21 protein-coding genes are annotated in these 23450 nt (G+C 66.8%); 1 reads left to right on the top strand and 20 read right to left on the bottom strand.

Annotation, left to right across the window (positions count from 1 at the left end):
- Positions 1-9: 9 nt before the first annotated feature.
- The 20 genes from kdsA to rpsB all read right to left on the bottom strand — a co-directional run bounded on the left by kdsA (position 10) and on the right by rpsB (position 22524).
- Entirely contained in the window at positions 10-849 is an 840-nt protein-coding gene (kdsA, locus tag BA899_RS09890; protein WP_159300491.1) for a 3-deoxy-8-phosphooctulonate synthase, read from the bottom strand.
- The gene (locus BA899_RS09885; protein WP_159300490.1) at positions 846-2489 is read right to left on the bottom strand and encodes a CTP synthase; all 1644 of its coding nucleotides are present in this window, start codon (positions 2487-2489) and stop codon (positions 846-848) included. Before BA899_RS09885 ends, kdsA begins: the two co-directional genes overlap by 4 nt.
- A 61-nt stretch (positions 2490-2550) precedes the next feature.
- Positions 2551-3879: a tRNA lysidine(34) synthetase TilS gene (gene tilS / locus BA899_RS09880; RefSeq protein ID WP_159300489.1), complete on the bottom strand. Its 1329-nt coding sequence runs from the start codon at positions 3877-3879 to the stop codon at positions 2551-2553.
- 7 nt (positions 3880-3886) lie between these two features.
- Complete coding sequence (locus tag BA899_RS09875) at positions 3887-4852, bottom strand: acetyl-CoA carboxylase carboxyltransferase subunit alpha (protein ID WP_159300488.1); 966 nt, start codon at positions 4850-4852, stop codon at positions 3887-3889.
- 45 nt (positions 4853-4897) lie between these two features.
- A complete protein-coding gene (gene dnaE, locus BA899_RS09870) occupies positions 4898-8401 on the bottom strand; it encodes a DNA polymerase III subunit alpha (protein ID WP_159300487.1) in 3504 nt (1167 codons plus the stop codon).
- 35 nt (positions 8402-8436) lie between these two features.
- On the bottom strand, positions 8437-9039 hold the full coding sequence (locus BA899_RS09865) for a ribonuclease HII (RefSeq protein WP_159300486.1): 603 nt from the start codon (positions 9037-9039) through the stop codon (positions 8437-8439).
- Positions 9039-10187: a lipid-A-disaccharide synthase gene (lpxB, locus tag BA899_RS09860; protein ID WP_159300485.1), complete on the bottom strand. Its 1149-nt coding sequence runs from the start codon at positions 10185-10187 to the stop codon at positions 9039-9041. Before lpxB ends, BA899_RS09865 begins: the two co-directional genes overlap by 1 nt.
- Positions 10188-10200: 13 nt before the next feature.
- Positions 10201-10977 carry an acyl-ACP--UDP-N-acetylglucosamine O-acyltransferase gene (gene lpxA, locus BA899_RS09855; protein WP_110882894.1) on the bottom strand — a complete coding sequence of 259 codons (777 nt, stop codon included), beginning with the start codon at positions 10975-10977 and terminating at the stop codon, positions 10201-10203.
- Positions 10974-11459 (bottom strand): 3-hydroxyacyl-ACP dehydratase FabZ, encoded by a 486-nt coding sequence (gene fabZ, locus BA899_RS09850; protein ID WP_235013356.1) that lies wholly within the window; start codon positions 11457-11459, stop codon positions 10974-10976. The genes lpxA and fabZ overlap by 4 nt, the downstream gene beginning before the upstream one ends.
- A complete protein-coding gene (lpxD, locus tag BA899_RS09845; RefSeq protein ID WP_235013355.1) occupies positions 11449-12498 on the bottom strand; it encodes a UDP-3-O-(3-hydroxymyristoyl)glucosamine N-acyltransferase in 1050 nt (349 codons plus the stop codon). The genes fabZ and lpxD overlap by 11 nt, the downstream gene beginning before the upstream one ends.
- Positions 12499-12512: 14 nt before the next feature.
- Complete coding sequence (locus BA899_RS09840; RefSeq protein ID WP_159300483.1) at positions 12513-13070, bottom strand: OmpH family outer membrane protein; 558 nt, start codon at positions 13068-13070, stop codon at positions 12513-12515.
- Positions 13071-15365 carry an outer membrane protein assembly factor BamA gene (gene bamA, locus BA899_RS09835; RefSeq protein ID WP_159300482.1) on the bottom strand — a complete coding sequence of 765 codons (2295 nt, stop codon included), beginning with the start codon at positions 15363-15365 and terminating at the stop codon, positions 13071-13073. It lies immediately after the preceding gene.
- 11 nt (positions 15366-15376) lie between these two features.
- Complete coding sequence (gene rseP / locus BA899_RS09830) at positions 15377-16741, bottom strand: RIP metalloprotease RseP (protein WP_159300481.1); 1365 nt, start codon at positions 16739-16741, stop codon at positions 15377-15379.
- Entirely contained in the window at positions 16738-17937 is a 1200-nt protein-coding gene (locus tag BA899_RS09825; RefSeq protein WP_235013354.1) for a 1-deoxy-D-xylulose-5-phosphate reductoisomerase, read from the bottom strand. The genes rseP and BA899_RS09825 overlap by 4 nt, the downstream gene beginning before the upstream one ends.
- Positions 17934-18755, bottom strand: coding sequence for a phosphatidate cytidylyltransferase (locus tag BA899_RS09820; RefSeq protein WP_159300480.1), 822 nt, complete (start codon positions 18753-18755; stop codon positions 17934-17936). The genes BA899_RS09825 and BA899_RS09820 overlap by 4 nt, the downstream gene beginning before the upstream one ends.
- Entirely contained in the window at positions 18748-19509 is a 762-nt protein-coding gene (gene uppS / locus BA899_RS09815) for a polyprenyl diphosphate synthase (protein ID WP_159300479.1), read from the bottom strand. The genes BA899_RS09820 and uppS overlap by 8 nt, the downstream gene beginning before the upstream one ends.
- A gap of 13 nt (positions 19510-19522) precedes the next feature.
- Positions 19523-20080, bottom strand: a complete 558-nt coding sequence (gene frr / locus BA899_RS09810) for a ribosome recycling factor (RefSeq protein WP_159300478.1) — start codon at positions 20078-20080, stop codon at positions 19523-19525.
- 4 nt (positions 20081-20084) lie between these two features.
- Positions 20085-20804 (bottom strand): UMP kinase, encoded by a 720-nt coding sequence (gene pyrH, locus BA899_RS09805; RefSeq protein WP_110882752.1) that lies wholly within the window; start codon positions 20802-20804, stop codon positions 20085-20087.
- Positions 20805-20815: 11 nt separating this feature from the next.
- The gene (gene tsf / locus BA899_RS09800; protein WP_110882750.1) at positions 20816-21700 is read right to left on the bottom strand and encodes a translation elongation factor Ts; all 885 of its coding nucleotides are present in this window, start codon (positions 21698-21700) and stop codon (positions 20816-20818) included.
- Positions 21701-21726: 26 nt separating this feature from the next.
- Positions 21727-22524, bottom strand: coding sequence for a 30S ribosomal protein S2 (gene rpsB, locus BA899_RS09795; protein ID WP_159300477.1), 798 nt, complete (start codon positions 22522-22524; stop codon positions 21727-21729).
- A gap of 166 nt (positions 22525-22690) precedes the next feature.
- On the opposite strand from rpsB, the gene map reads away from it, so the two are divergent.
- Positions 22691-23449: a type I methionyl aminopeptidase gene (gene map, locus BA899_RS09790; RefSeq protein ID WP_159300476.1), complete on the top strand. Its 759-nt coding sequence runs from the start codon at positions 22691-22693 to the stop codon at positions 23447-23449.
- Position 23450: the final 1 nt, after the last annotated feature.

Raw genomic sequence — 23450 nt, 5'->3', positions numbered from 1 at the left:
CGGCTCCTTTTACAGTTCGTTTTCGGCAAATCCGTGCTGTCGGGTGACGGCATCCAGCGCTGTAAGCGCATCGAGGAGTGCCGGCAGCCGTTGCAATGGCCAGCTGTTGGGGCCATCCGACAGGGCATTGGCCGGATCGGGGTGGGTTTCCATGAAAAGACCGCTGACGCCAGCCGCCACGGCGGCACGGGCGAGCACCGGGACATGCTCACGCTGCCCACCGGAGGCACTGCCCTGGCCGCCCGGCAGTTGCACCGAGTGGGTGGCATCGAAAATCACCGGGGCGCCGGTGGCCCGCATGACCGCCAGCGAGCGCATATCCGCGACCAGATTATTGTAGCCAAAGCTCACGCCGCGCTCGCACACCGTGATCTGTGTGTTGCCGGTCTCGCGGGCCTTGTCGACCACATTGGCCATATCCCAGGGCGCCAGGAACTGACCCTTTTTGAGATTGACCGGCAGTCCACAGGCCGCCACCGACTGAATGAAGTCGGTCTGGCGGCACAGAAAGGCGGGGGTCTGCACCCAGTCCACCACCGAGGCCACCTCATCCAGCGGCGTGGCCTCGTGCACATCGGTGAGGACCGGCACATTGAAGCGCTCGCGCACGGCCGCGAGGGTCTCGAGCCCGGCGGCGCGCCCGGGCCCGCGGTAACTGGACGCCGACGACCGGTTGGCCTTGTCGTACGAGGCCTTGAAGATCAACGGGATGCCGCGCTCGGCGGTCATCGCCACGAGCTGCTCGGCGATGGCGAGCGTCTGTGCCCGCGATTCAACCACGCAGGGGCCCGCAATCAGGCAGAGCGGGTGGTCAAGCCCCAGTGGCTGGCCCTGCACCCGGAGGGTCACGAGGCCCGGTCCGCGCGCGCATCGCGCTGGGCGGTGGCGGCGTCAATGAAATCGGCGAACAGCGGGTGGCCATCGCGCGGCGTCGAAGTGAACTCCGGATGGAACTGGCAGGCCAGGAACCAGGGATGATCCGGCAGCTCCACCGCCTCGACCAGATGGCCATCCCCCGACCAGCCGGCGATCACCAGCCCCGCGTCCGTCAGGCGCTCGGCATAGCCGTTGTTGAACTCATACCGGTGGCGATGCCGCTCGCGGATCACATCCTTGCCATAGACCCGGTGGAACCGCGTCCCGCGGACCAGCGTCGAGGCCTGAGCCCCGAGCCGCATGGTGCCGCCCAGATCCGAGTCGCTGTCGCGGTACTCGCGCAGGCCTTCGGCGTTCATCCACTCGGTGATCAGCGCGATCACCGGGTGCCGTGGGTGGGTGACGAACTCGGTGCTGTGCGCCCCTTCAAGCCCGGCCACATGGCGGGCGAATTCGATCACGGCCACCTGCAGCCCCAGGCAGATGCCCAGAAACGGCACCTCCGCCTCGCGGGCATAACCCGCCGCGGCGATCTTGCCCTCAATGCCGCGCTCGCCGAAGCCGCCGGGCACGAGGATCGCATCCACGTCATTGAGCAGCGACGTGCCTTCACGCTCGATGGCCTCCGAGTCGACGTAGCGGATATGCACTTTCTGGCGCTGCTGGATACCGGCGTGACGCAGCGCCTCATTCAGCGACATATACGCATCCGCCAGATCCACGTATTTGCCGACCATGGCCACGGTCACCTCGCCGACCGGCGACTCCATGGCCTCGACCACATGCGCCCAGTCGTTAAGCGTGGCCGGCGGCAGTGTAAGGCCGAGTTTTTCCGCGACGATGCCATCGAGATGCTGCTCGTGGAGCATCGCCGGGACTTTGTAGATGTTGTCGACGTCCAGTGCCGAGATCACCGCGCGCGGCTCGACATTGGTGAACAGCGCAATCTTGCGGCGCTCTTCGGCGGGTATCGGCATGGACGCGCGACACACGAGGATGTCGGGCTGGATCCCGATACTGCGCAGTTCCTTGACCGAGTGCTGGGTCGGCTTGGTCTTCATCTCGCCCGCCGCCCCGATCCAGGGCAGCAGCGTGAGGTGAATGAACAGGCAGCGCTCACGGCCAAGCTCGGTGCCCATCTGCCGGATCGCCTCGAGAAACGGCAACGATTCGATATCGCCCACCGTCCCGCCAATCTCGATCAGGGCGATGTCCGACTCACCGGCGCCGTCTTCAATGCAGCGTTTGATCTCGTCGGTGATATGCGGGATGACCTGGACGGTGCCGCCCAGATAGTCGCCGCGGCGCTCCTTACGGATCACGCTCTCGTAGATCCGCCCGGTGGTATGATTGTTGGCCTGCGCGGCGCGCATGCGCACGAACCGCTCGTAGTGGCCCAGATCCAGGTCCGTTTCGGCGCCGTCGTCGGTGACGAAGACCTCGCCGTGCTGGAACGGACTCATGGTGCCCGGATCGACGTTGATGTAGGGGTCAAGCTTGACCATGGTCACGCTGAGGCCGCGTGCCTGCAGGATGCTGCCCAGGGAGGCGGCGGCGATGCCCTTGCCCAATGAGGACACGACACCGCCGGTGATAAAGATGAATCGCGTCATTATACCGTCGGTCTGGTGGCGGAATGGGTGAGCCGGCTGCCCCCCGGAATGGCTATGGAACTTAGCAGAACGACCCGTCTGGCACAATCTGGCCGGTGGCCGTCAGCCATGCCCAGTCAGCCCCGGCCGCCGCGTCATGAGGCCGCCAGCAAAAGCTCTGGACCCCGCCCGCCGGCCAGCGTGCCTGGCCCTCGCGGGTCGGCCCGAGACCCGCCACCGCCAGACAGGTGTCGTGCTCATCCACCAGCACCGGCAGTCGATCCCGCCACCAGGGCACCACGCCGTGTTCGCGGAGCACCTCGCGGGCGGGCTTGGTGGGCCGCCCGGCCAGCGCCAGCCGCTCGCCGGGGTAGAGTCCCCGCAGCCACACAGGCCCGGCCGCGGGCAGCCCCGCCGCCACACCCAGGTCACCCCAGCCGGCTTCACGGGCCCCGGTCGGCAGACGCTGTGATGGCGGAATGGCCGGCAGTGTGGCGGGCAATCGATACAACCACCCGCCGTGACGCCGGACCTGCCCCCCGGGCCATGCCAGCACCGGTCCGCGGTCGGCAGCGGCATCGGCAAGCGCATGGATGCCCGCCTCCAGGCGTTTCTGCCCGGGGAGTCGCTGGCCACCGGCCCGGATCCACTCGCGCAGCATCAGACGCCGGGCCGGACCGGTCCGGGCCCGCCAGTCCGCCAGGGACAGCGGCCCACGCCCCTCGCCCAGCCACTCGGCGATGACCGCGCGCTGCCCGCGGGCATGATCCGCCAGGCGGCCGGCCGCCGCCGCAGCCCCCGGCCAGCGCGCCTTCATCACCGGGATCACGCGGTGGCGCAGGTAATTGCGATCGATATCCAGCGAGGCATTGCTGGGATCTTCCACCCAATCCAGGGCATGCCGGGCGGCATAGGCGGCGAGCTGATCGCGGGAGACGTCGAGCAGCGGGCGGACCAGCCAGCCCCGCCCCAACGGTCGCAGCGGCGCGATCCCCGCCAGGCCATCCGGCCCGGTGCCGCGCAGGAACCGGTAGAGCAGCGTCTCGAGCTGGTCATCGGCATGGTGGGCCGTGAGTACCGCTTCGTGGTGATCAAGCCCGGCCGCCAGTGCGCGGTAACGGGCATCGCGCGCGCCGCCCTCCTGGCCCTCATCACGGTGATCAGGGCGGACATTGATCTGCTCGAAGCCCACACCCAGGTCCAGGGCGGTCGCGCGGCAATGCGCCGCCCAATCGTCGGCGGCCGGCTGCAGGCCATGGTGGACATGCACGGCGCGCACGGGTCGTTGGCCCTGGGCGGCAAGGTGCAGCAGAACGGTGGAATCGAGCCCGCCGCTGAAGGCCACCACCAGCGCCGGGCAGCGGGCCGGCAGCGCCGCCTCGAGCCGCGCGACGTCGACCGCCGCCGACATTGTGCGGTTACTGCTTGAACTCACCCAGCGCCATCAGACGGTCATAGCGCGCCGCACACAGCTGATCGATATCCAGCCTCGACAGGGCCGCCCAGTGCCGGCGCAGGGCATCCCCCAGCCGCCGCGAGGTCTCCTGCCAGTCGCGGTGGGCGCCGCCCAGGGGCTCTTCGATGACCTCGTCGTTGAGGCCCAGCTCGGCGAGGCGCGTCGCCGTGATCCCCATCGCCTCGGCGGCATCGGCCGACTTCTCGGCGCTTTTCCAGAGGATCGACGCGCAGCCCTCCGGCGAAATCACCGAATAGGTGCTGTATTGCAGCATCAGCAGCCGGTCACCGACGCCAATCGCCAGAGCGCCACCGGATCCCCCCTCGCCGATGACCGTACAGATCACCGGCGTGCGCAGCCCCGACATCACGAACAGGTTATGGGCGATGGCCTCGCTCTGACCGCGTTTTTCGGCATCGACGCCGGGATAGGCACCGGGTGTATCGATGAACGTGAAAATCGGCAGTGAAAAGCGCTCGGCCATCTCCATCAATCGCTTCGCCTTGCGATAGCCCTCGGGGCGTGGCATGCCGAAATTGCGGGCGATCTTTTCGCGGGTGTCGCGGCCCTTCTGCTCGCCGATCACCATCACCGGCTCACCATCGAGGCGCGCCAGGCCACCCACGATCGCCGCATCGTCGGCAAAGGCACGATCCCCGTGCAGCTCTTCAAAGTCGGTGAAAATGGCCTCGATGTAATCCAGCGCGTAGGGGCGGTAGGGGTGCCGTGCCAGCTGTGAAACCTGCCAGGCGCTGAGGTTGCGGAAGATCTGCTCGGTCAGCTGCCGGCTCTTGGCCCGCAGGCGCGTGAGCTCGTCGCTGATATTGATCTCGGCGTCGTCGTTGACGTAGTGCAGCTCTTCAATCTTGGCCTCGAGTTCGGCGATGGGCCGCTCGAACTCCAGGAAATTCAGATTACTCGACCCCAATGCTGCACTCCCCCTACCTGTGGTGCCGCGAAGTCTATCATGCCCCTAGCGGCGGTAGTCGACGGCCACCCGGTCCGCCGCCAGCAGGCGTGTCAGCCGGGTGATCAGCTCGGGCTCGGGCCGCACCCGCCATTCATCACCCAGCCGCAGTCGGGCCAGGGCGCCCTCGCCCTCGTAGTCGATGCACACCGGACAGCCGCCTGACTGGTAAGGCGTGAGTGCTTCGGCGAGGGCCGGTACAAAGCCGTTGCCCGCCTCACCCGCGGCCACGCGCAGCACCAGCCGACGGGCAAACTGAAGCCGTGCGCCGGCGAGGTCGTAGACCCGCTCGGCCGACACGCGATACCCATCACTGAATTCGTCATAGCCCAGATCACCCTCGACCACGATGAGCTGGTCCTTTTCCAGCAGATGCCGGTGGCGCTGATAAACATCGCCAAACAGGATCACCTCGAGCCGCGCGGTCCGGTCATCGAGCGTGACAAAGCCCAGCCGCCGGCCACTCTGGGTGACCCGGCTGCGCGCCGCGACCACCAGACCGGCGACCACCACCCGGGCCTCGCCCTTGCCGCGGGCGCTGTTGCGATCGAGCCCCGTCGAGGCCTGGTTGAGCCGGCAACTGATGAATCCCGAGAGCTCGGCCTCGTGCTCTTCGATGGGGTGACCGGTCAGATACAGGCCCAGGGTCTCCTTCTCCGCCGCCAGCCGCTCGCGCTCGGCCCATTCGGCACAATGTACGGCGCTGGCCTCGTGGTGCGGCCCGGCCGCGGATTCGGCCGGCGCGCCCAGACCAAACAGATCATCCTGTCCCAGCTCGGCATTACGGCTCTGCTGCTCCGCCGCCTGCAGTGCCGCCGGCAGCGTCGCCATCGCCGAGGCGCGGTTCGGACTGAGGGTATCCAGGCTGCCGGAGCGGATCAGGGCCTCGAGCACCCGGCGGTTGACGCGGCGCAGGTCAATGCGCCGGCACAGGTCGTGCAGATCGGCGAAGGCGCCACCGTCCCGGCGGGCCTCGATGATCGCCTCGACAGCGGCTTGCCCGACGCCCTTGACGGCGCCCAGGCCGTAGACGATGCCACCGTGATCCGGGGCCTGGAACATCCAGTCCGAGCGGTTGATGTCCGGCGGTGCCACCTCCAGCGACATCGCCCGACATTCGTCGATCAGGGTCACGACCTTGTCGGTGTTATCCATGTCGGATGACAGCACCGCCGCCATGAACGCGGCCGGGTAATGCGCCTTCAGCCACGCCGTCTGATACGACAGGAGCGCATACGCCGCCGAGTGGGACTTATTGAAGCCGTAGCCGGCGAACTTCTCCATCAGATCGAACAGGCCCTCGGCCTGTGCGTCGGGCAGGCCCTGCTCCTTCGCACCGGCCAGAAAGAGGGTCCGCTGTTTCGCCATTTCGGCGGGTTTTTTCTTGCCCATCGCGCGCCGCAGCAGATCGGCCTGACCCAGGCTGTAACCGCCCACGGCCTGGGCGATCTGCATGACCTGCTCCTGATAGAGGATCACCCCGTAGGTGGGCTCGAGGATCGGTTCCAGCGCGGCGTGATGCAGTTCGGGCGTGGGATAGGCGACCGGCTTGCGACCGTGCTTGCGGTCGATGAAGTCCTCGACCATGCCCGATTGCAGCGGCCCCGGCCTGAACAGCGCCACCAGCGCGATGATGTCTTCGAAACTGTCCGGGCGCAGGCGGCGGATCAGATCCTTCATGCCCCGCGACTCGAGCTGGAACACCGCGGTGGTCTGGCAGTCCTTGAGCCGCTCGAAGGTGGGGCCGTCATCCAGCGGGATGGTCTCGATATCCAGTGGCGTCTCGCCCTGATCGGCGCGCAGCGCATTCACCGCGCGCACCGTCCAGTCGATGATGGTGAGCGTGCGCAGGCCCAGGAAGTCGAACTTCACCAGGCCCACCGCCTCGACGTCATCCTTGTCCAGCTGGGTGGCGAGCCCGCCACCCCCCGGCTCACAGAACAGCGGCGAGAAATCCGTCAGATCGCTGGGCGCGATCACCACCCCGCCGGCGTGCTTGCCGACATTGCGTGACAGGCCCTCGAGGCGCTGGGCCAGATCAAGCAGAAAGCGGACGTCCTCGTCCTGTTCGCCCAGCTCACGCAGATCCGCTTCCTGGGCCATCGCCTTGTCCAGCGTCATCCCCACTTCAAACGGGATCAGCTTGGCGATGCGATCGACATAGCCATAGGCATGCCCCAGCACCCGGCCGACGTCACGGACCACGGCCCGTGCGGCCATGGTGCCGTGGGTGGCGATCTGCGAGACCTTCTCGCGGCCGTACCGCTCGGCCACGTAATCGATGACCCGGTCGCGCTTTTCCATGCAGAAGTCGACATCAAAATCGGGCATGGACACCCGCTCGGGGTTGAGAAAGCGCTCGAACAGCAGGTCATAGCGCAGCGGATCCAGGTCGGTGATATCCAGCGCGTAGGCGACCAGCGAGCCGGCGCCGGAACCCCGTCCCGGCCCCACCGGGATGGACTGTGATTTCGCCCAGCGGATGAAGTCGGCGACGATCAGGAAATACCCGGGGAACCCCATCTCAATGATCACGCCAAGCTCGTGCTCGAGCCGCTCGCGGTACTCGGCCTCGCTGCCCCCCGGCGTGCCCAGCCGCTGGATGCGCTGATCCAGTCCCGCGCGCGCCTCGGCCCGGAGGTAATCATCAATGGTCTGGTCGGTGGGCACCGGGAAATCCGGTAGCACGTTCTGGTCCAGCGTCAGCGAGAGGTTGCAGCGCCGCGCGATCGCCAGGGTGTTCTCCAGCGCCTCGGGCAGGTCGGCGAAGCGTTCGGCCATTTCCTCAGGACTGCGCAGGTGCTGTGATTCGCTGTAGCGCCGCGGCCGGTTGTCATCATGCAGCACCCGGCCTTCATGGATGCAGACCCGGGCCTCGTGGGCTTCGAAGTCGGAGGGCTCGATAAAGCGCACGTCATTGGTGGCCACCACCGGCACCGCGCACTCGCCGGCCAGAGCGACCGCCGCATGGACGTGGGCATCGTCCCCCGGACGCCCGGTACGCTGCAGTTCAAGGTAGTAACGATCGCCGAACCGCTCCTGCCAGAACGCGAGCCGGCGCCGGGCCAGGTCGCCGTTGCCGGCCACCAGGGCCTCGCCGACATCGCCGCGGGCCGCCCCGGAGAGCACGATCAGCCCCTCGTTCCAGTCATCCAGCCACTGGCGGTCGACCAGCGGCAGCCCCTGACCCTGTCCCTGCAGATAGCTCGCGGTGATCAACCGGGTCAGGTTGGCGTAGCCGGCGTCGTTCATGCACAGAAATGTCAGCGTGTGGTGATCGTCGCGGTCACCGGCGGCGATGCGCAGATCCGCGCCAATCAGCGGCTTGACGCCGGCGGCCACCGCGGCGCTGTAGAACTTGACCATGCCGAACAGGTTGCCCTGATCGGTGATGGCGACGGCGGGCATGCCCTGTCGCGCCGCTGCTTCCACCAGCGGTTTCACGCGCACGGTCCCGTCGATCAGGGAGAATTCCGTGTGCAGGTGGAGATGGACAAAGCCTGGGGGCATGAGGTCAACCGGGTCGCCAACTTGAGGGGGTTATATTACCGCCCGGAGGCTGGCGGAAGATAGCGGGCCAGTGCCGCGCGGACCGGTCTGAAGCTGCGGCGATGCTCGGCACAGGGCCCATGGCGGGCGAGCCGCTCGCGGTGCAGCGCGGTCGGATAGCCGCGATGCCGGTCGAATCCATAGTCGGGATAGCGGGCATGCAGATCCAGCGCGATGCGGTCACGATGGACCTTGGCGATGATCGACGCCGCGGCAATGGCCGGCACCCGATCGTCACCGCCCACGAGGGCGGTCACCGGGGGCGCGACGCTCGGGCAGTCGCGCCCGTCCACCCGCACCGCCACCGGTGTCGGTGTCAACGCCTCGACCGCGCGTTGCATGGCAAGCAGGCTTGCGCCGCGGATGTTCAGCGCATCGATCTCGCCGGTGCTGGCGACGGCAATCTCCCAGGCCACGGCCGAGGCGCGGATACGCGCATCCAGACCCTCACGCCGCCGCGCCGAGAGACGCTTCGAGTCGCGCAGATCCGTCCAGTCGTCGGCAGGGTCGAGGATGACCGCCGCGGCCACCACCGGACCCGCCAGCGGCCCGCGCCCGACTTCATCGACCCCGGCAATGCCGGCTTCCACCGACTCCATCAGACCGGCCCCGGCGACCCGTCCAGGAGCTCGCCCACCGCATCGGCGGCGCGCTCGCCGGCGTCCTGGCGCAGTTCGCGATGCAGGGCGGCGAACCGGCGGGCCATCGCTTCGCGTTGCACGGGGGAGTCGAGCAGGCGGGTAAGCGCCGTGGCCAGATTCTCCGCCGTGGCCTGGTCCTGGACGAACTCGGGCATCAACGCCTCGCCGGCCATCAGGTTGGGCATGGCAAAGTGGCTGATGCGCAGACTGCGCCGGATCAGCACGGCGGTCAGCCAGTTGACCCGATACGCCATGACCGCTGGGCAGTGCAGCAACATGGCTTCGAGGGTTGCCGTCCCCGAGGCGATCAGACCGGCATCGGCCGCGGCCAGCACCGTGCGCGCCTGACCGGCCACCACCTCGATGGGCATTGGCGGCGTGATGCCGTCAAGCGCCGCTTCAATGCGGGCCTGCAGCGCGGGCGTGGCGGCCGGGATCACAAAGCGCCGCTGCGGTGCTGCCTCGGCAAGCCGCGCCGCCACATCGAGGAACACCGGTAACAGCGCCTTGATCTCGCTGCCGCGGCTGCCCGGCAGCAGCGCAATCAGGGTCTCGTCGGCAGCCACGCCCAGTGATTCGCGTGCGGCGTCCGCCGTGCCGGCCGGATCGATGGCGTCCGCCAGGGGATGGCCGACGAACCGGGCGTCCACGCCCTGCGCCTGCAGATAATCGGCCTCGAAGGGGAAGATGCAGAGCATGCGATCCACGGCCCGACGGATCGCGCGCAGTCGGCCACTGCGCCAGGCCCAGACCGTGGGACTGACGTAGTGGACCGTCGGGACCCCGGCCCAGCGCAGCGAACGCTCCAGGCCCAGATTGAAATCGGGGGCGTCAATGCCGATGAAAAGATCCGGTGGATCGGCCCGCCAGCGCCGCCGCAGGTCACGACGGATGGCGAGGAGTCGTGGCAGATGCCCCAGCACCTCGACGATGCCCATCACCGAAAGCGCCTCGAGGGGGTGGTGGCTGACAAGGCCGGCCGCCTGCATGTCAGGACCGCCAACACCTTCAAACCGGGCATCGGGATAACGGCGCGCCAGGGCGCGGATCAGTCCGGCGCCCAGGAAATCGCCAGACGGCTCGCCGGCAACCAGCGCGATTCGCACGATCGCGCTCCGCTCAGCGCACGATGCCGCGGGGCGAGGCCTGCAGGAATGCCACGAACCGTTGCAGCGCCGGGTCGTCGGTGGCGTCCGCCTCGATCGCCTCGATGGCCTCCTGCAGCCGCAGGCCGCGCTTGTAGAGGGTGCGATAGGCCGATCGCAGCCGGCGTTGCCCATCGCTGTCAAAACCGCGCCGCCGCATCCCCTCGCTGTTGGTGCCATGCGGCGTCGCGGGGTCGCCGGCCACCATCACCCAGGGCGGCACGTCGCGCCGTACACAGCTGCCCATGGAGGTGAAACATCCCTCGCCGAGGCGACAGAATTGATGCACCAGGGTAAACCCACCCAGGGTCGCCCGATCCCCCACGCTGACGTGACCGGCCAGAGAGGCGCCGTTGGCGAAGACCACCCCCTGTCCCACCTGACAGTCATGGGCGATATGCACATAGGCCATGATCCAGTTGCCATCGCCGATGCTGGTCACGCCACCGCCGTCCTGAGTGCCACGGTTGATGGTGACGAACTCGCGGATCGTATTGTTGCGGCCGATCTCCAGGCGGCTGGTCTCGCCCTCGAACTTCTTATCCTGGGGCTGCTCACCCACCGAGGCGAACTGGAAGATGCGGGTGCCGCTGCCGATCCGGGTCGGGCCGTTGACGACCGCGTGTGAGCCGATCTGGCAATCGGCCTCGATCACCACCTGGGGGCCGATCACGGCATAGGGCCCGATCCCGCTGCCCGCGGCAATCTCGGCACTCGGGTCGACGATGGCGGTGGGATGGATGTCGCTCACGACGCCCCCATCGTGCAACGGATCCCCGCGCTTGTGACCAACCGGCCGTTGACCTCGATGCGGGCCTTGAAAAGCCAGATACCCCGGACCACCCGGTCAAGCCGGGCGCTGATCGCAAGCTGATCCCCGGGGCAGGCCGGCTGCTTGAAGCGCGCCTCATCCACACCCACCAGATAGAAAAGGGGCGGCGTCGCCGGCATCTCGACGTCGGGCTCGGCCTCGCGGGTGACGTACGCCAGCAGTCCGCAGGCCTGGGCCATCGATTCGACCAACAGCACGCCGGGCATGATGGTCTTTTCGGGAAAATGCCCCGGCACCCAGGGCTCGCTGGCGCTGACGTTGCGGAGCGCGCTGATGGACTCGCCCGGGGTGTAATCGACGACCTGGTCGACCATCAGAAACGGGTACCGATGCGGCAGCCGCTCGCGTATCGCCTCGGGCCCCATCCAGCAGTCCACGGCGTCGGTTTGATCAGCGCCCATCACGATCCTTTGTGGTTTCCATCAATCGCTCCAGTTTTTCGAGGCGGCGGGCCATGTCATCAAGCTGCCGGAACCGCACCGCACTGCGCCGCCATTCGCGGGTGGGCATCAATGGCACGCCCGAGGAATACACCCCGGCGTCGTGAATATTACCGGTGATCATGCTCATGCCGGTAAAAGTGGCGCCGTCGGCGATCTCCAGATGCCCGACAAAGCCGACACCGCCTGCGATCCTACAGTATCGCCCGATGCGCGTGCTGCCGGAGATGCCGGCATTGGCCGCCACCACCGTGTGTTCACCAATCTGCACGTTATGCGCGATCTGCACCAGATTGTCGATCTTGCAGCCATCGCCGATCCGGGTATCACCCTGCGAGCCGCGGTCCACCGTGGTGTTCGCACCGATCGAGACATCGTCGCCAATCAGCACACGCCCAAGCTGGGGGACCGACTCCCAGTGATCGCCGGCGTCCGCAAAACCGAACCCGGCGCTGCCGATGACGGCGCCGGGCAAAACCTCGACGCGCTCGCCGAGCCGGCTGCCCGCCAGCACCGACGCGTTGGCGCCGATCTGGCAGCCCGCTCCCAGCGACACCCCGGTCCCGATGACGCTGCCCGGGCCGATCGAGCAGCCCGGTCCAATCCATGCGTCGGCCTCGATCACCGCCTGCGCCGCCACGCTGGCGGACTCGTCGACCCGGGCATCCGGCGCGACCACGGCCGTCTCATCTACGCCTGCCGTGGGCGCTGGCGGCGGGTTGAGCAGCCACGCGATACGGGCGAAGACCAGATAGGGATTGTCCGCGCGCAACACCGCGAACCGGGCGCCCTGCACCGATTCCTCACGCGGCAGGATGACCGCTGCGGCTCGCGTGTCCGCCAGTTGCGCACGATATCGACGGTTCGCCAGAAAGCTGATCTCGTCCGGGCCCGCGGTTTCCAGCGGCGCCACCGCGTGAATGGCCACCTGGCCGGCCCCTTCGCAGACGCTCCCGGTCAGCGCCGCCAGCTCATCGAGCGTATACCGCGAATCGGCCACCGGTGACTCCCCTTTCATTCATTGTTATTGCGCTGTTCGTACTGCCGCTCGAGCCGCTCGATGATGCGATCGGTGATGTTCACCGCATCGCTGGCAAAGACGACGCCGTCACTGACCACCAGGTCATAACCCTGCTCGGCCGCGAACCGCTCGACCACCCGCAGGATGCGCTGCTGCAGATCGCCCAGCGCTTCGTTGCGGCGCAGGTTGAAGTCCTCGCGGAAAATCTCCTGCTGGCGCTGGATCTGTCGGCGCTGATTGACGATGCGGCGGCGCAACGCTTCCTCGGCCTCGCTGTCGAGGTTCATGCGCTGGTTGGCGAGCCGATCTTCGAGATCGCGCAGCGACTCCTGCAGGGCGATGATCTCCTCATCCCGCGGGGCGAACTCTTCCTGCAGCCGCTGGCGGGCGGCGTCGGCCTGTGGCGCCTCATCCGAGACCCGCCCCGGGTTGACGTAGCCGATCGACAGGTCGCTATCCGGCTGCGCCGGCGCCACCGTCGCCGTGCCCAGCAGGACAAGGGCACACACGGCATGGCGCAGGCGCAGCGTCACGGTCCTGGAAACAGACATTCAGAAACTGGCTCCAATCGTGAACTGAAAGCGCTGGGTGTCATCATTGCCCTTGTCATTGATTGGCTCGGCAATACTGACCGTGAACGGTCCGATGGGTGAATAGTAGACCAGTCCCAGGCCCGCGGAGTAGCGCAGGCCAGAAAAGGAAATATCGGACTTGTCGCGCAGATTGTCGCGTTCGCGGTCCCAGACCTGCCCGGCGTCGATGAAGGTGGCAAACCGCAGGTTGTTGCCATCCTCGTCCTGGGCCAGCGGGAAGCGGATCTCGGCGCGACCCAGGGCGCGCAGATTGCCGCCGGTGGGGTCGTTGTTTTCGTCCCGGGGACCCAGTGAGTTGGCTTCATAGCCGCGGACCGTGCGGATACCGCCGGCGAAGAAGTTCTCGTAGAACGGCAGACGCTCGCCCTCGCCATAGGCGTTGCCGTAGGACAGCGTGCCATCCAGTACCAGGGTGAACTGCTCGTTGAGCGCGAGGTAGCGGGACTGCTCGTAGCTGAACCGATAGTATTCGATGTCGGAGACCTGCGGCAGGGCCACTGCCAGACCCAGACGCTGACGCGCCCCGCTGGATGGGAAGATCGCTGTATTGCGGGTATCCCGGGTCCAGGACAGGTCGGTCAGGATCGCCCGGTTCGACTTGCCGTTGCGCGCCTGGAAATCCTCCTGAAACTCGGTCGGATCGGAAAATTCAAGGGCCACGTCCTCGAAGGTCACGTCGGCACCCAGCCGGTCGCTACCACTGACCGGGATCCGGTAGCCGTAGGACGCGCGCGTCGTTTTGACCCCGTAATCCGCCAGATCGGCCTCGTCCGCGTCGCGGTCCCGGAATGACAGCGCATACCGCCGGTCGATGCCGCTCATGGTGTGGTTACGCTCAAGGTATGACAGGCGATAGACGGTGTCGGCGTCATCACTGTTGGCGACGAACTCGACCCGGTCACCCGTGCCGAACAGGTTGTCCTGCTGCACCCCGAGGTTGAGCAGCAGCCCCTGGTCACTCCCGAACCCGACACCGGCGCGCAGGCTGCCCGAGAGACGCTCGGTGGCATCCACCTCGACATCCACCTGATCGGTGGTACCCGGCACCCGCGGCGTGCTGATGCTGACATCACTGAAAAAGCCCAGCCGACCCAGTCGCGACTCAGAGTTATGGAGATCGCGGGTCGACAGCCAGGTCCCCTCGTACTGGGTCAGCTCGCCGCGGATCACATCATCGCGGGTCGATTCATTGCCGCTGATGCGGATCCGCCGGACGTAGACGCGCTCGGCCGGGTCGACGAACAGCGTCAGATCGACCACCCGATCGGCTTCACGCAGCTCCGGGACGGGATTCACCCGGGCGAAGGCGTAACCCCGCTCGCCGAGCTTCTCCTGTATGGCCTCGACACTGCGGGTGATGTTGCGCTGGTTGTAGATCGCGCCACTGTCGATGGCGATCAGATCACGCAGCGTCTCGCGAGGATAGATCAGATCACCGGCGAGCTCGATGTCGCCGACGGTATACTGCTGCCCCTCATCTAGGTTGACGGTGATATTGATGCGCTCGCGGTCGGTGCTGATGGTGACCTGGGTCGACTCAATACTGAAATCGGCATAGCCACGGTCGCGGTAGAACGCGCGCAGCCGCTGCAGATCACCGGACAGACGCTCGCGGGAGTACTTGTCGCGCTGCGAGAGCACCGCCCACCAGGCCTTGGGCCCCATCTCGAAGACACCCCGCAGGCGATCAACATCAAAGGCCCGATTGCCGATAAAGCGGATGCCCTGGACCGAAGCCGGTTCGCCCTCCTCCACGTCCACCCGCAGGCTGACGCGATTGCGTGGCAGCGGCGAGACCGTGCTCTCGATGTCGACATCATAGTAGCCAAGCGCGAAGTACTGCTGCTCGAGCTCGCGCTCGATGCGCGCGAGCAGCGGCCGGTCAAAGCTCTGACCCTCACCAAGGCCGGCGCCACTGAGCCCCTCCCGCAGGCGCTCGCTGTCAATCTGGCTATTGCCGATGAACTCGATCCGGGCGATGGCCGGCCGCTCGTCCACCTCAACGATCAGCGTATCGCCGTCGCGCAGCAGACTGACATCATCGAAAAAGCCCGTATCGAAAAGGGCCTCCACGGCATCCGAGGTGCGGGCCGGGGTCAGCTCGTCGCCCGCCTCCAGCGGCAGGTAGTTGAGTACCGTTCCCTCGGCGATACGATCCAGTCCGCGGATGCGGATGTCTTCAATCGTGAATGCCTGTGCGCCGCTGAACCCGGCCAGCAGCAGCAGAAACGCGGCCAGTCTTAATCGCATCATTCGCTCTTTACTCAGCCCCCGGCGCCGAATATCCGGTTGAGATCGTTATAGAACGCCAGGGCCATGAGCATGAACAGCAGCACCATGCCGATCTGCTGGCCCATACCCTGCGCGGCTTCGGAAAGCGGACGCCCCCGCACCCATTCGATCGTGTTGTACAGCAAATGCCCGCCATCCAGTACCGGTACGGGCATCAGATTAAGGATACCAAGACTGATGCTGACGATCGCAAGAAACTTGAGAAACGGGATCAGCCCCAGCGATACCGAGTCGCCGGCGTACTGGGCGATATTGATCGGGCCGCTCAGGTTTTTCACCGATGCCTCGCCGATCACCATTTTCACCAGCACATCGACGGTCAGGGTGGCGGCGCGCCAGCTTGATCCCACGGCCTCGCCCACCGCGGCGACCGGCCCGTAGCGGACCTCGTGACGCAGGTTCGAGAACGTCCCCTCGGGTACCTGCGGGGTCACACCCAGCACGCCCGTGCGATCGCCTCCCGACCCGCGGCTGTCCAGTGTGAAGGTCCGCGTCAGGGTGTCGCCCTGCCGCTCAAAAGCCAGCGACACGGTCTGCTCGGGGCGATCGCGGATGGCCATGACCAGCGCCCGCCAGGTGTCCATCGGCTCACCGTCGAGCGCGCGGATCCGGTCCCCCGGTTGCAGACCGGCGCGCGCGGCACTGCTGCCTTCCACGACCTCGTTGATCACCGGGTCGATCCGCGGCTGCATCGGCTGCAGGCCGATACGCTCGAGCACCTCGCCCTGCTCCTCGAGCAGCTGCACCCCGGTCAGGTCCAGATCAAGGCTGGCCCGCGCCCCACCGGCGCGTTCCACCTCTATCGGGAAGGGCCCATCGTCCGCCGCACCAATCAGGGTCATGACCGTTTCATCCCACGCCTGGACCCGATTGCCGTCCACACGCAGGAACTCGTCACCGCTGGCAAGCCCGGCGGTGGCGGCGGGTGACTCCGGTGCCACCGGCCCGATCACTGGCCGTACCTCCGTGGCGCCGATCACGAACACCAGCCAATACGCCACGATCGCCAGCGCGAGATTGAACGCCGGTCCGGCACAGATCACCGCGTTGCGTGCCCAGAGCGGTTTGCGGTTGAAGGCGCGATGCTGCTCGGCCTCGTCCACCGGTGCCTCGCGCTCGTCGAGCATTTTCACGTAGCCACCCAGCGGGATGGCGGCGAGCACATACTCGGTACCATCCGCACCGGTCCGCTGCAGCAGCGGGCGGCCAAACCCGATGGAAAAACGCAGCACGCGCACGCCCACCCGACGGGCCACCCAGAAGTGACCGTACTCGTGGACGGCGACAAGCACGCCGATGACCAGCACAAACCCCAGTATATTGATCAGCAAGCTCAACGGTGCCTCCCGCGTTGGAGCGATTCGGTGGTCTGCCGTCGCGCCCATTGCTCGTGGCCAATCAGCGCCTCGAGGGTGTCATCCGGTTCCGCCGGCCGGGCAGCGAGCGTCTCCTCGATCACCCCGGCGATCCGATCATATCGCAGACCGCCCCGCAGGAACTCCGCGACGGCCACCTCATTGGCGCCGTTGAGCGCTGCAGTGGCCCCACGCCCCGCCTTCAGCGCCGCCCGGGCCAGGGCCAGACACGGGAACCGCTGGTCATCCGGCGCGGCAAAATCAAGCCGGCCGGCGCCAACCAGATCCAGCGGCGCCACGCCCGCCGCCACCCGGTCGGGCCAGGCCAGGGCATTGGCGATCGGGGTGCGCATGTCCGGATTGCCCATCTGAGCAAGCGTGGATCCATCCCGATACTGGACCAGGGCGTGGACATAACTCTGTGGATGCACCACGACCTCCACCTGATCGGCGGGCAGGCCGAAAAACCGGCAGGCCTCGATCACCTCGAGGCCCTTGTTCATCATCGTGGCCGAGTCCACGGAAATCTTGCGACCCATCGACCAGTTGGGATGGGCACAGGCCTCGGCCACGGTGACCTCACTCAGTGTGGCCGGGTCGCGATCGCGGAACGGCCCGCCCGAGGCGGTCAGGACCAGGCGCTCGACCCCGGCCAGCGACAACGGCTGACCGGGGCGCGCGGGCAGGCACTGAAAGAGTCCGTTGTGCTCGCTGTCGATGGGTAGCAGCACGGCCCCGCTGCGGCGGGCGGCGTTCATGATCAAGGAGCCGGCGACGACGAGGGCCTCCTTGTTGGCGATCAACACCCGCCGACCGGCCTCTACGGCCGCCAGACACGGCGCGAGCCCGGCCGCCCCGACGATGCCGGCGATCACGGTCTGCGCCTCCGCGTGGGTGGCGACCGCCGCCTGCCCCGCGGCGCCTTCAGCCACGGCTGTATCGCCCAGGTCACTGATCTGCCGGCGCAATGCGGCGGCCGCGTGGGGATCCGCCATGGCCACCAGCGCCGGGCGAAACCGTCGGCACAGGCGCTCCATGGCGGCCACATCCCGATGCGCGGATAACGCCACGACCCGGTAGCGATCCATGTGGCGGGCGATGACGTCGAGGCTGCTCGCGCCGATCGACCCGGTGGCGCCGAGTAGGGCGATGCCAGTGGGCTCTGCCGCGTCCATCATGAGACGCTGACCAGCGCCGCGGCCATGACCGGTGCCGCGGCAAGCAGTGCATCAATGCGATCGAGCAGTCCGCCATGCCCGGGTAGCAGGCGGCCACTGTCCTTGCGACCGGCCTGCCGCTTAAGCAGGCTTTCGGCCAGATCCCCCACCACCGAGAACACCACCACCATGACCGTGACCGGCAGCAGCCAGGCCAGACCAGGCATGTCGCCGGCCGCCCCGGCACTGATCCGCTCCACCCCGAGCGCCACTAGCAGGGCCAGCAACAGCCCGCCGACCACCCCTTCCCAGGTCTTCCCCGGGCTGATGGTGGCGGCGAGTCTGCGCCGACCAAAGCGCCGTCCGGCAAAATAGCCGCCGATGTCCGCGCCCCAGACCAGTCCCATCAACAGCGTCAGCCACAACGGGCCGAGGCCACTGCGGGCGTGGATGGCCGATACACTCAGCCAGGCCAGGGTCAGGGTGATGAGCCCCGCCGCACCCCGCAGCCAACCGGGGAGCGGGGGGATCGCCGATCGACGCGACACGGACAGCAGCCAGACCGCGATCCCGAGCCACCAGATCAGCCCGGGGACCTGCCAACCGGCGCGTGCCGGGACGTCAAGCAGGGCTGCTACCGCGATCAGTCCGGCGACGGACCCCGCGTAGCCAAGGCGCGCGGCACCGGCCCGCAGACCGGCCAGATCCGCCCACTCCCAGGCCGCCATCACCATGGCGGCGGCCATCACGCCCTGGGTCCAGATACCCGGTGCCCACCAGACAATGGCCAATACCACCAGCGCCAGCGGGACGGCCGTCAGCACGCGCTGCTTAAGCATCGCCAGTGCCCCCGTCGCCGGCGGGCGCACTGACCCGACCAAACCGGCGCTCCCGGCGAGCGAACCAGTCGAACGCCGCGCCCAGGGCGTCATCGTCAAAGTCCGGCCAGAGCACGGGGGTGAAGTAGAGCTCGGTGTAGGCCATCTGCCAGAGCAGGAAATTGCTGATGCGCTGCTCGCCGCCGGTGCGAATGAAAAGATCCGGCGCTGGCAGCGCGTGCAGGCAGGTCTGCCCGCTCAGGGCATCGGCATCGATGGACTCGGGCGTGCGCTCTCCGGCGGCCACTTCCTCAGCGAGGCGGCGTGCCGCCTGGGCAATGTCCCAGCGCCCGCCATAACTGGCGGCGATATTGAGCTGCATACGGGTTTCGTCGGCCGTCAGTGCCTCAGCGGCTTCACAGCGCGCCTGAAGCGCCCGCGACAGACGGTCACGATCACCCACCACGTTCAGGCGGATGCCATTGCGCTGCAGGCGCTGGGCCTCACGATCCAGCACCCGCATGAACAGCGACATGAGCATGCTCACCTCGGCGGCCGGGCGCTGCCAGTTTTCGCTGCTGAAGGCGAACAGGGTCAGTGCTTCAACGCCCGCCCGGGCACAGTACTCCACCGTGCGGCGGACCGCCTCGGCACCGGCGCGGTGGCCATGGTGGCGGGGCTCGCCGCGCTCGGCCGCCCAGCGCCCATTGCCGTCCATGATGACTGCGACATGTCGCGGGACGACATCGTGAGGCGGCGTTTGCTCGGTCGTCATAGGCCCAATGACCCTAGACGGCCATCAGCTCTTCTTCCTTGGCCGAAAGCATCTCGTCAATGGTCTTGACGTGCCGATCGGTGAGCTTCTGGATGCGATCCTCGGCCTGCTTCTCCTCGTCCTCGGTAATGTCCTTGTCCTTGAGAAGCTGCTTGAGATCGCCGTTGGCATCACGACGGATGTTGCGGATGGCGACCTTGGCCTGTTCGCCCTCGCCCCGCACCACCTTGACCAGATCCTTGCGCCGTTCCTCGGTCAGCGGCGGCAGCGGTATGCGGATGGTCAACCCCGCGGAGTTGGGCATGAGCCCGAGGTTGGACTCCATGATGGCCTTTTCGATGGGCTCCACCATGCTCTTCTCGAACGGCGTCACCGTCAGCGTCCGCGCGTCGCCCACCGCGACCGAGGCCGCCTGATTGAGCGGGACTTCGGTGCCGTAGTAGCTCACCGTGACCTGGTCGAGCAGGCTGGTGTTGGCTCGTCCGGTGCGGATTTTCTGGAGATCGTTGCGCAGGCTCTCGACGCTTTTGTCCATGCGCTGGCCGGCGTCTTTTTCGATGTCCTCGATCATTCGATTACCCTCGCTCGACCCGCGTGCCGACCGCTTCGCCTTCAACGATGCTTGCCAGTGCGCCGGGCCGGTTAATGTCGAATACGATGATAGGCATGTTCTGGTCACGGCACATCACGATCGCGGTCGCGTCCATCACGGACAGACGTTCGTCGAGCACGCGGTCGTAGGTGAGACGCTCGTAGCGGAAGGCTGACTCGTCGGTCATCGGATCCGAGGAGTAGACCCCGTCCACCTTGGTGGCCTTGAGCATCAGGTCGGCCCCGATCTCCACCGCCCGGAGGCTCGCCGCCGAATCGGTGGTGAAAAACGGATTCCCGGTGCCCGCGGCCAGGATGACCACCCGGCCTTTTTCGAGATGGCGGATGGCGCGGCGGCGGATGTAGTCCTCGCAGACCTGATTGATCTTGACCGCCGACATCACCCGCGTAAAAACGCCCTCATGTTCGAGGGCGTCCTGCATGGCGAGTCCGTTCATGACGGTGGCGAGCATGCCCATGTGATCGGCGCTCACCCGGTCCATGCCCGAGGCGGCGAGACCCGCCCCGCGGAAGATGTTGCCCCCACCGATCACCAGCGCCACCTCGACGCCACGATCGATCAGGGCATGGACCTCGGCGGCGAGACGGCGCAGCACCACCGGGTCGATGCCGTACTCGGCATTGCCGAGCAGTGCCTCGCCACTGAGCTTGAGCAGGATGCGTTTATAGACGGGATCTGCCATCGAACGACTCCTCAGGTGCCCTGAATCGTCGCGGCCACCTCTTCGGCGAAGTTCTCCTGCTTTTTCTCGATGCCCTCTCCCACCTCGAGGCGGGTGAAGTTGATCACTCGGGCCCCTTTGGCCTCGAGCAGGGCCTCGACGGTCTGATCCGGATCCTTCACGAAGGGCTGACCCAGCAGCGTGATCTCCGCCAGCCACTTGCGCAGACGGCCCTCGACCATTTTATCGATGATCTCCGGCGGCTTGCCCGATGCCTCGGCCTGCGCGACGAGCACTTCGCGCTCGCTGGCGGCGCGCTCCTCGGGGACATCGTCGACGCTGACGCAGACCGGCCGGCTGGCGGCGATGTGCATGCACAGATCCCGCCCAAGGGCCTCGTCACCGCCTTCGATCTCGATGAGCACGCCGATGCGGCTGCCATGCAGGTAGTGATGGACCTGCGCCGCGTCGTTCGCGTAGCGCTGGAACCGCCGGACCTGGATGTTCTCGCCGATCCGGGCCACCAGCTCTTTCTGCGCCAGCTCGACGGACTCGCCCCCGGCGTTGAACGGCAGCGCCATCAACGCCTCAAGGTCGGCCGGGTCATCGGCCAGGATCCGCTCGACCACCTGCGCGGCGAAGGCCTTGAAGTCGTCGCCATTGGCGACGAAATCGGTTTCGCTGTTGATCTCGACGATGGCGCCGCTGTGGCCGTCGTCGGCGATCTTCGCGACGACCGCTCCGTCAGCGGCCACGCGGTCGGCTTTCTTGTCGGCCTTGGCCAGGCCGCGCTTACGCATGTGCTCGACCGCGGCCTCCATGTCGCCGTCGGTCTCCACCAGCGCTTTCTTGCACTCCATCATGCCGGCGCCGGTACGCTCACGCAGATCCTTGACCTGTTGTGCGCTAATTGCCATTCGTTGATTCCCCTGTCCGTGTCAGATTAACCGGCGGTCTGCTCGCCGCTGGTGTCGGTTTCGTCATTGGCCGGCGCCTCGGCCGCCGCCGGCTCCCCCGGCAGCTCGACGAACTCGTCGTCGCCGGCCGGCGCCTGGGCAGTGCTCATGCGCGCATCAAGGATGGCGTCCGAGATCCCCCGCAAGTACAGACGAATGGCACGGATGGCGTCGTCGTTGCCGGGCACGACGTAGTCGACCTCACGCGGGCTGTTGTTGGTGTCCACGACGGCCACCACCGGAATGCCGAGCTTGCGCGCTTCCTGGATGGCGATCTTCTCGTAACCGACGTCAATCACGAACAGCGCGTCCGGCAGTGACTCCATGTTGACGATTCCGCCGAACGAGCGCTCGAGCTTGTCCATCTCGCGCTGCAGGGAGAGGACCTCGCGCTTGCCAAGCTTTTCGAAGGTGCCATCGGTCTTCTGCTGCTGCAGCTCCTTGAACCGGCGGATCGAGCGCTTGACCGTGCGGAAGTTGGTCAGCATGCCGCCCAGCCAGCGGTGGTTGACGTAGGGCATGCCGCAGCGCTCGGCCTCTTCGCGGACCGCGTCCTGCGCGGCACGCTTGGTGCCCACGAACAGGATGCGTCCGCCGTTGGCGGCGAGCTTGCCGACGTAGTTAACAGCATCCTCGTAGAGCGGCAGGCTCTTTTCGAGGTTGACGATATGAATCTTGTTGCGGTGGCCGAAGATGTAGGGAGCCATCTTCGGATCCCAGTACCGCGTCTGGTGGCCGAAATGCACGCCGGCCTCCAGCATCTGGCGCATGGTCACTTTCGCCATGTCTGTAAACTCCTTGTGGTGGGTTGAGCCTCCATGCACCCGCAACTGACAACCTCGAGGGCACCCAGCCAGTCGTGTCGGTACATGTGTGGTTTCTGGATTGAATTGCCCAAATGGCGCGGCATTTATACCATAGGCGGCTCACAGCGACAATTTGAAAGCCCTCATGACCATCACCACCAAGTCTGCCGCCGAGATCGAGAAGATGCGCGAGGCCGGTGCCCGCGCCGCCGCGGTGCTCGACATGATCGCCGAGCATGTGCGGCCCGGCGTGACCACCGCCGAACTCGATCGGCTCTGCCACGAGAAGATCGACGCCATGGGAGACATCCCGGCGCCGCTCAACTACCGCGGTTTTCCGAAAGCCACCTGCATCTCGGTCAATCACGTGATCTGCCATGGCATTCCCGGCAGCAAAAAGCTCAAGCGCGGCGACATCCTCAACATCGACGTCACGGTGATCCACGACGGCTGGCACGGCGATACCAGCCGGATGTACTTTGCCGGTGATCCGGGGGTGCAGGCCCGCCGCGTCAGCCGGGTGGCCTTCGATGCGCTCCATGCCGGCATCGATCAGGTCCGACCGGGCGCGCGGCTGGGGGACATCGGCCACGCCATCCAGACCCTCGCCGAGGCTGAAGGCTGCTCGGTGGTCCGCGAGTACTGTGGTCACGGCATCGGGCGCGGCTTTCACGAAGACCCGCAGGTGCTGCATCACGGCCAGCCCGGCACCGGCGAGGTCCTCAAGCCGGGCATGACCTTCACCATCGAGCCGATGATCAATGCCGGGCGCGCCGAGACACGCCTGCTCGGCGATCAGTGGACCGTGGTCACCAAGGACCACAGCCTTTCCGCCCAATGGGAGCACACCGTCGCCGTCACGGATGGGGGCGTCGATATCCTGACCCTCAGCGGCAATCACTGAC

Source organism: Spiribacter sp. SSL99 (assembly GCF_009805925.1).
GTDB lineage: Bacteria > Pseudomonadota > Gammaproteobacteria > Nitrococcales > Nitrococcaceae > Spiribacter > Spiribacter roseus.
This window is presented reverse-complemented; position numbering and strand designations above follow the sequence as displayed.

Excerpts from the sequence above, each read along its gene's own strand:
- BA899_RS09885 (WP_159300490.1), bottom strand. The coding sequence starts at position 2,489 with ATGACGCGATTCATCTTTATCACCGGCGGTGTCGTGTCCTCATTGGGC.
- tilS (WP_159300489.1), bottom strand. The coding sequence starts at position 3,879 with ATGTCGGCGGCGGTCGACGTCGCGCGGCTCGAGGCGGCGCTGCCGGCC.
- dnaE (WP_159300487.1), bottom strand. The coding sequence starts at position 8,401 with ATGCCCCCAGGCTTTGTCCATCTCCACCTGCACACGGAATTCTCCCTG.
- BA899_RS09865 (WP_159300486.1), bottom strand. The coding sequence starts at position 9,039 with ATGGAGTCGGTGGAAGCCGGCATTGCCGGGGTCGATGAAGTCGGGCGC.
- fabZ (WP_235013356.1), bottom strand. The coding sequence starts at position 11,459 with ATGGGCGCTGATCAAACCGACGCCGTGGACTGCTGGATGGGGCCCGAG.
- BA899_RS09840 (WP_159300483.1), bottom strand. The coding sequence starts at position 13,070 with ATGTCTGTTTCCAGGACCGTGACGCTGCGCCTGCGCCATGCCGTGTGT.
- bamA (WP_159300482.1), bottom strand. The coding sequence starts at position 15,365 with ATGATGCGATTAAGACTGGCCGCGTTTCTGCTGCTGCTGGCCGGGTTC.
- BA899_RS09825 (WP_235013354.1), bottom strand. The coding sequence starts at position 17,937 with ATGATGGACGCGGCAGAGCCCACTGGCATCGCCCTACTCGGCGCCACC.
- BA899_RS09820 (WP_159300480.1), bottom strand. The coding sequence starts at position 18,755 with ATGCTTAAGCAGCGCGTGCTGACGGCCGTCCCGCTGGCGCTGGTGGTA.
- uppS (WP_159300479.1), bottom strand. The coding sequence starts at position 19,509 with ATGACGACCGAGCAAACGCCGCCTCACGATGTCGTCCCGCGACATGTC.
- frr (WP_159300478.1), bottom strand. The coding sequence starts at position 20,080 with ATGATCGAGGACATCGAAAAAGACGCCGGCCAGCGCATGGACAAAAGC.
- pyrH (WP_110882752.1), bottom strand. The coding sequence starts at position 20,804 with ATGGCAGATCCCGTCTATAAACGCATCCTGCTCAAGCTCAGTGGCGAG.
- tsf (WP_110882750.1), bottom strand. The coding sequence starts at position 21,700 with ATGGCAATTAGCGCACAACAGGTCAAGGATCTGCGTGAGCGTACCGGC.
- rpsB (WP_159300477.1), bottom strand. The coding sequence starts at position 22,524 with ATGGCGAAAGTGACCATGCGCCAGATGCTGGAGGCCGGCGTGCATTTC.
- map (WP_159300476.1), top strand. The coding sequence starts at position 22,691 with ATGACCATCACCACCAAGTCTGCCGCCGAGATCGAGAAGATGCGCGAG.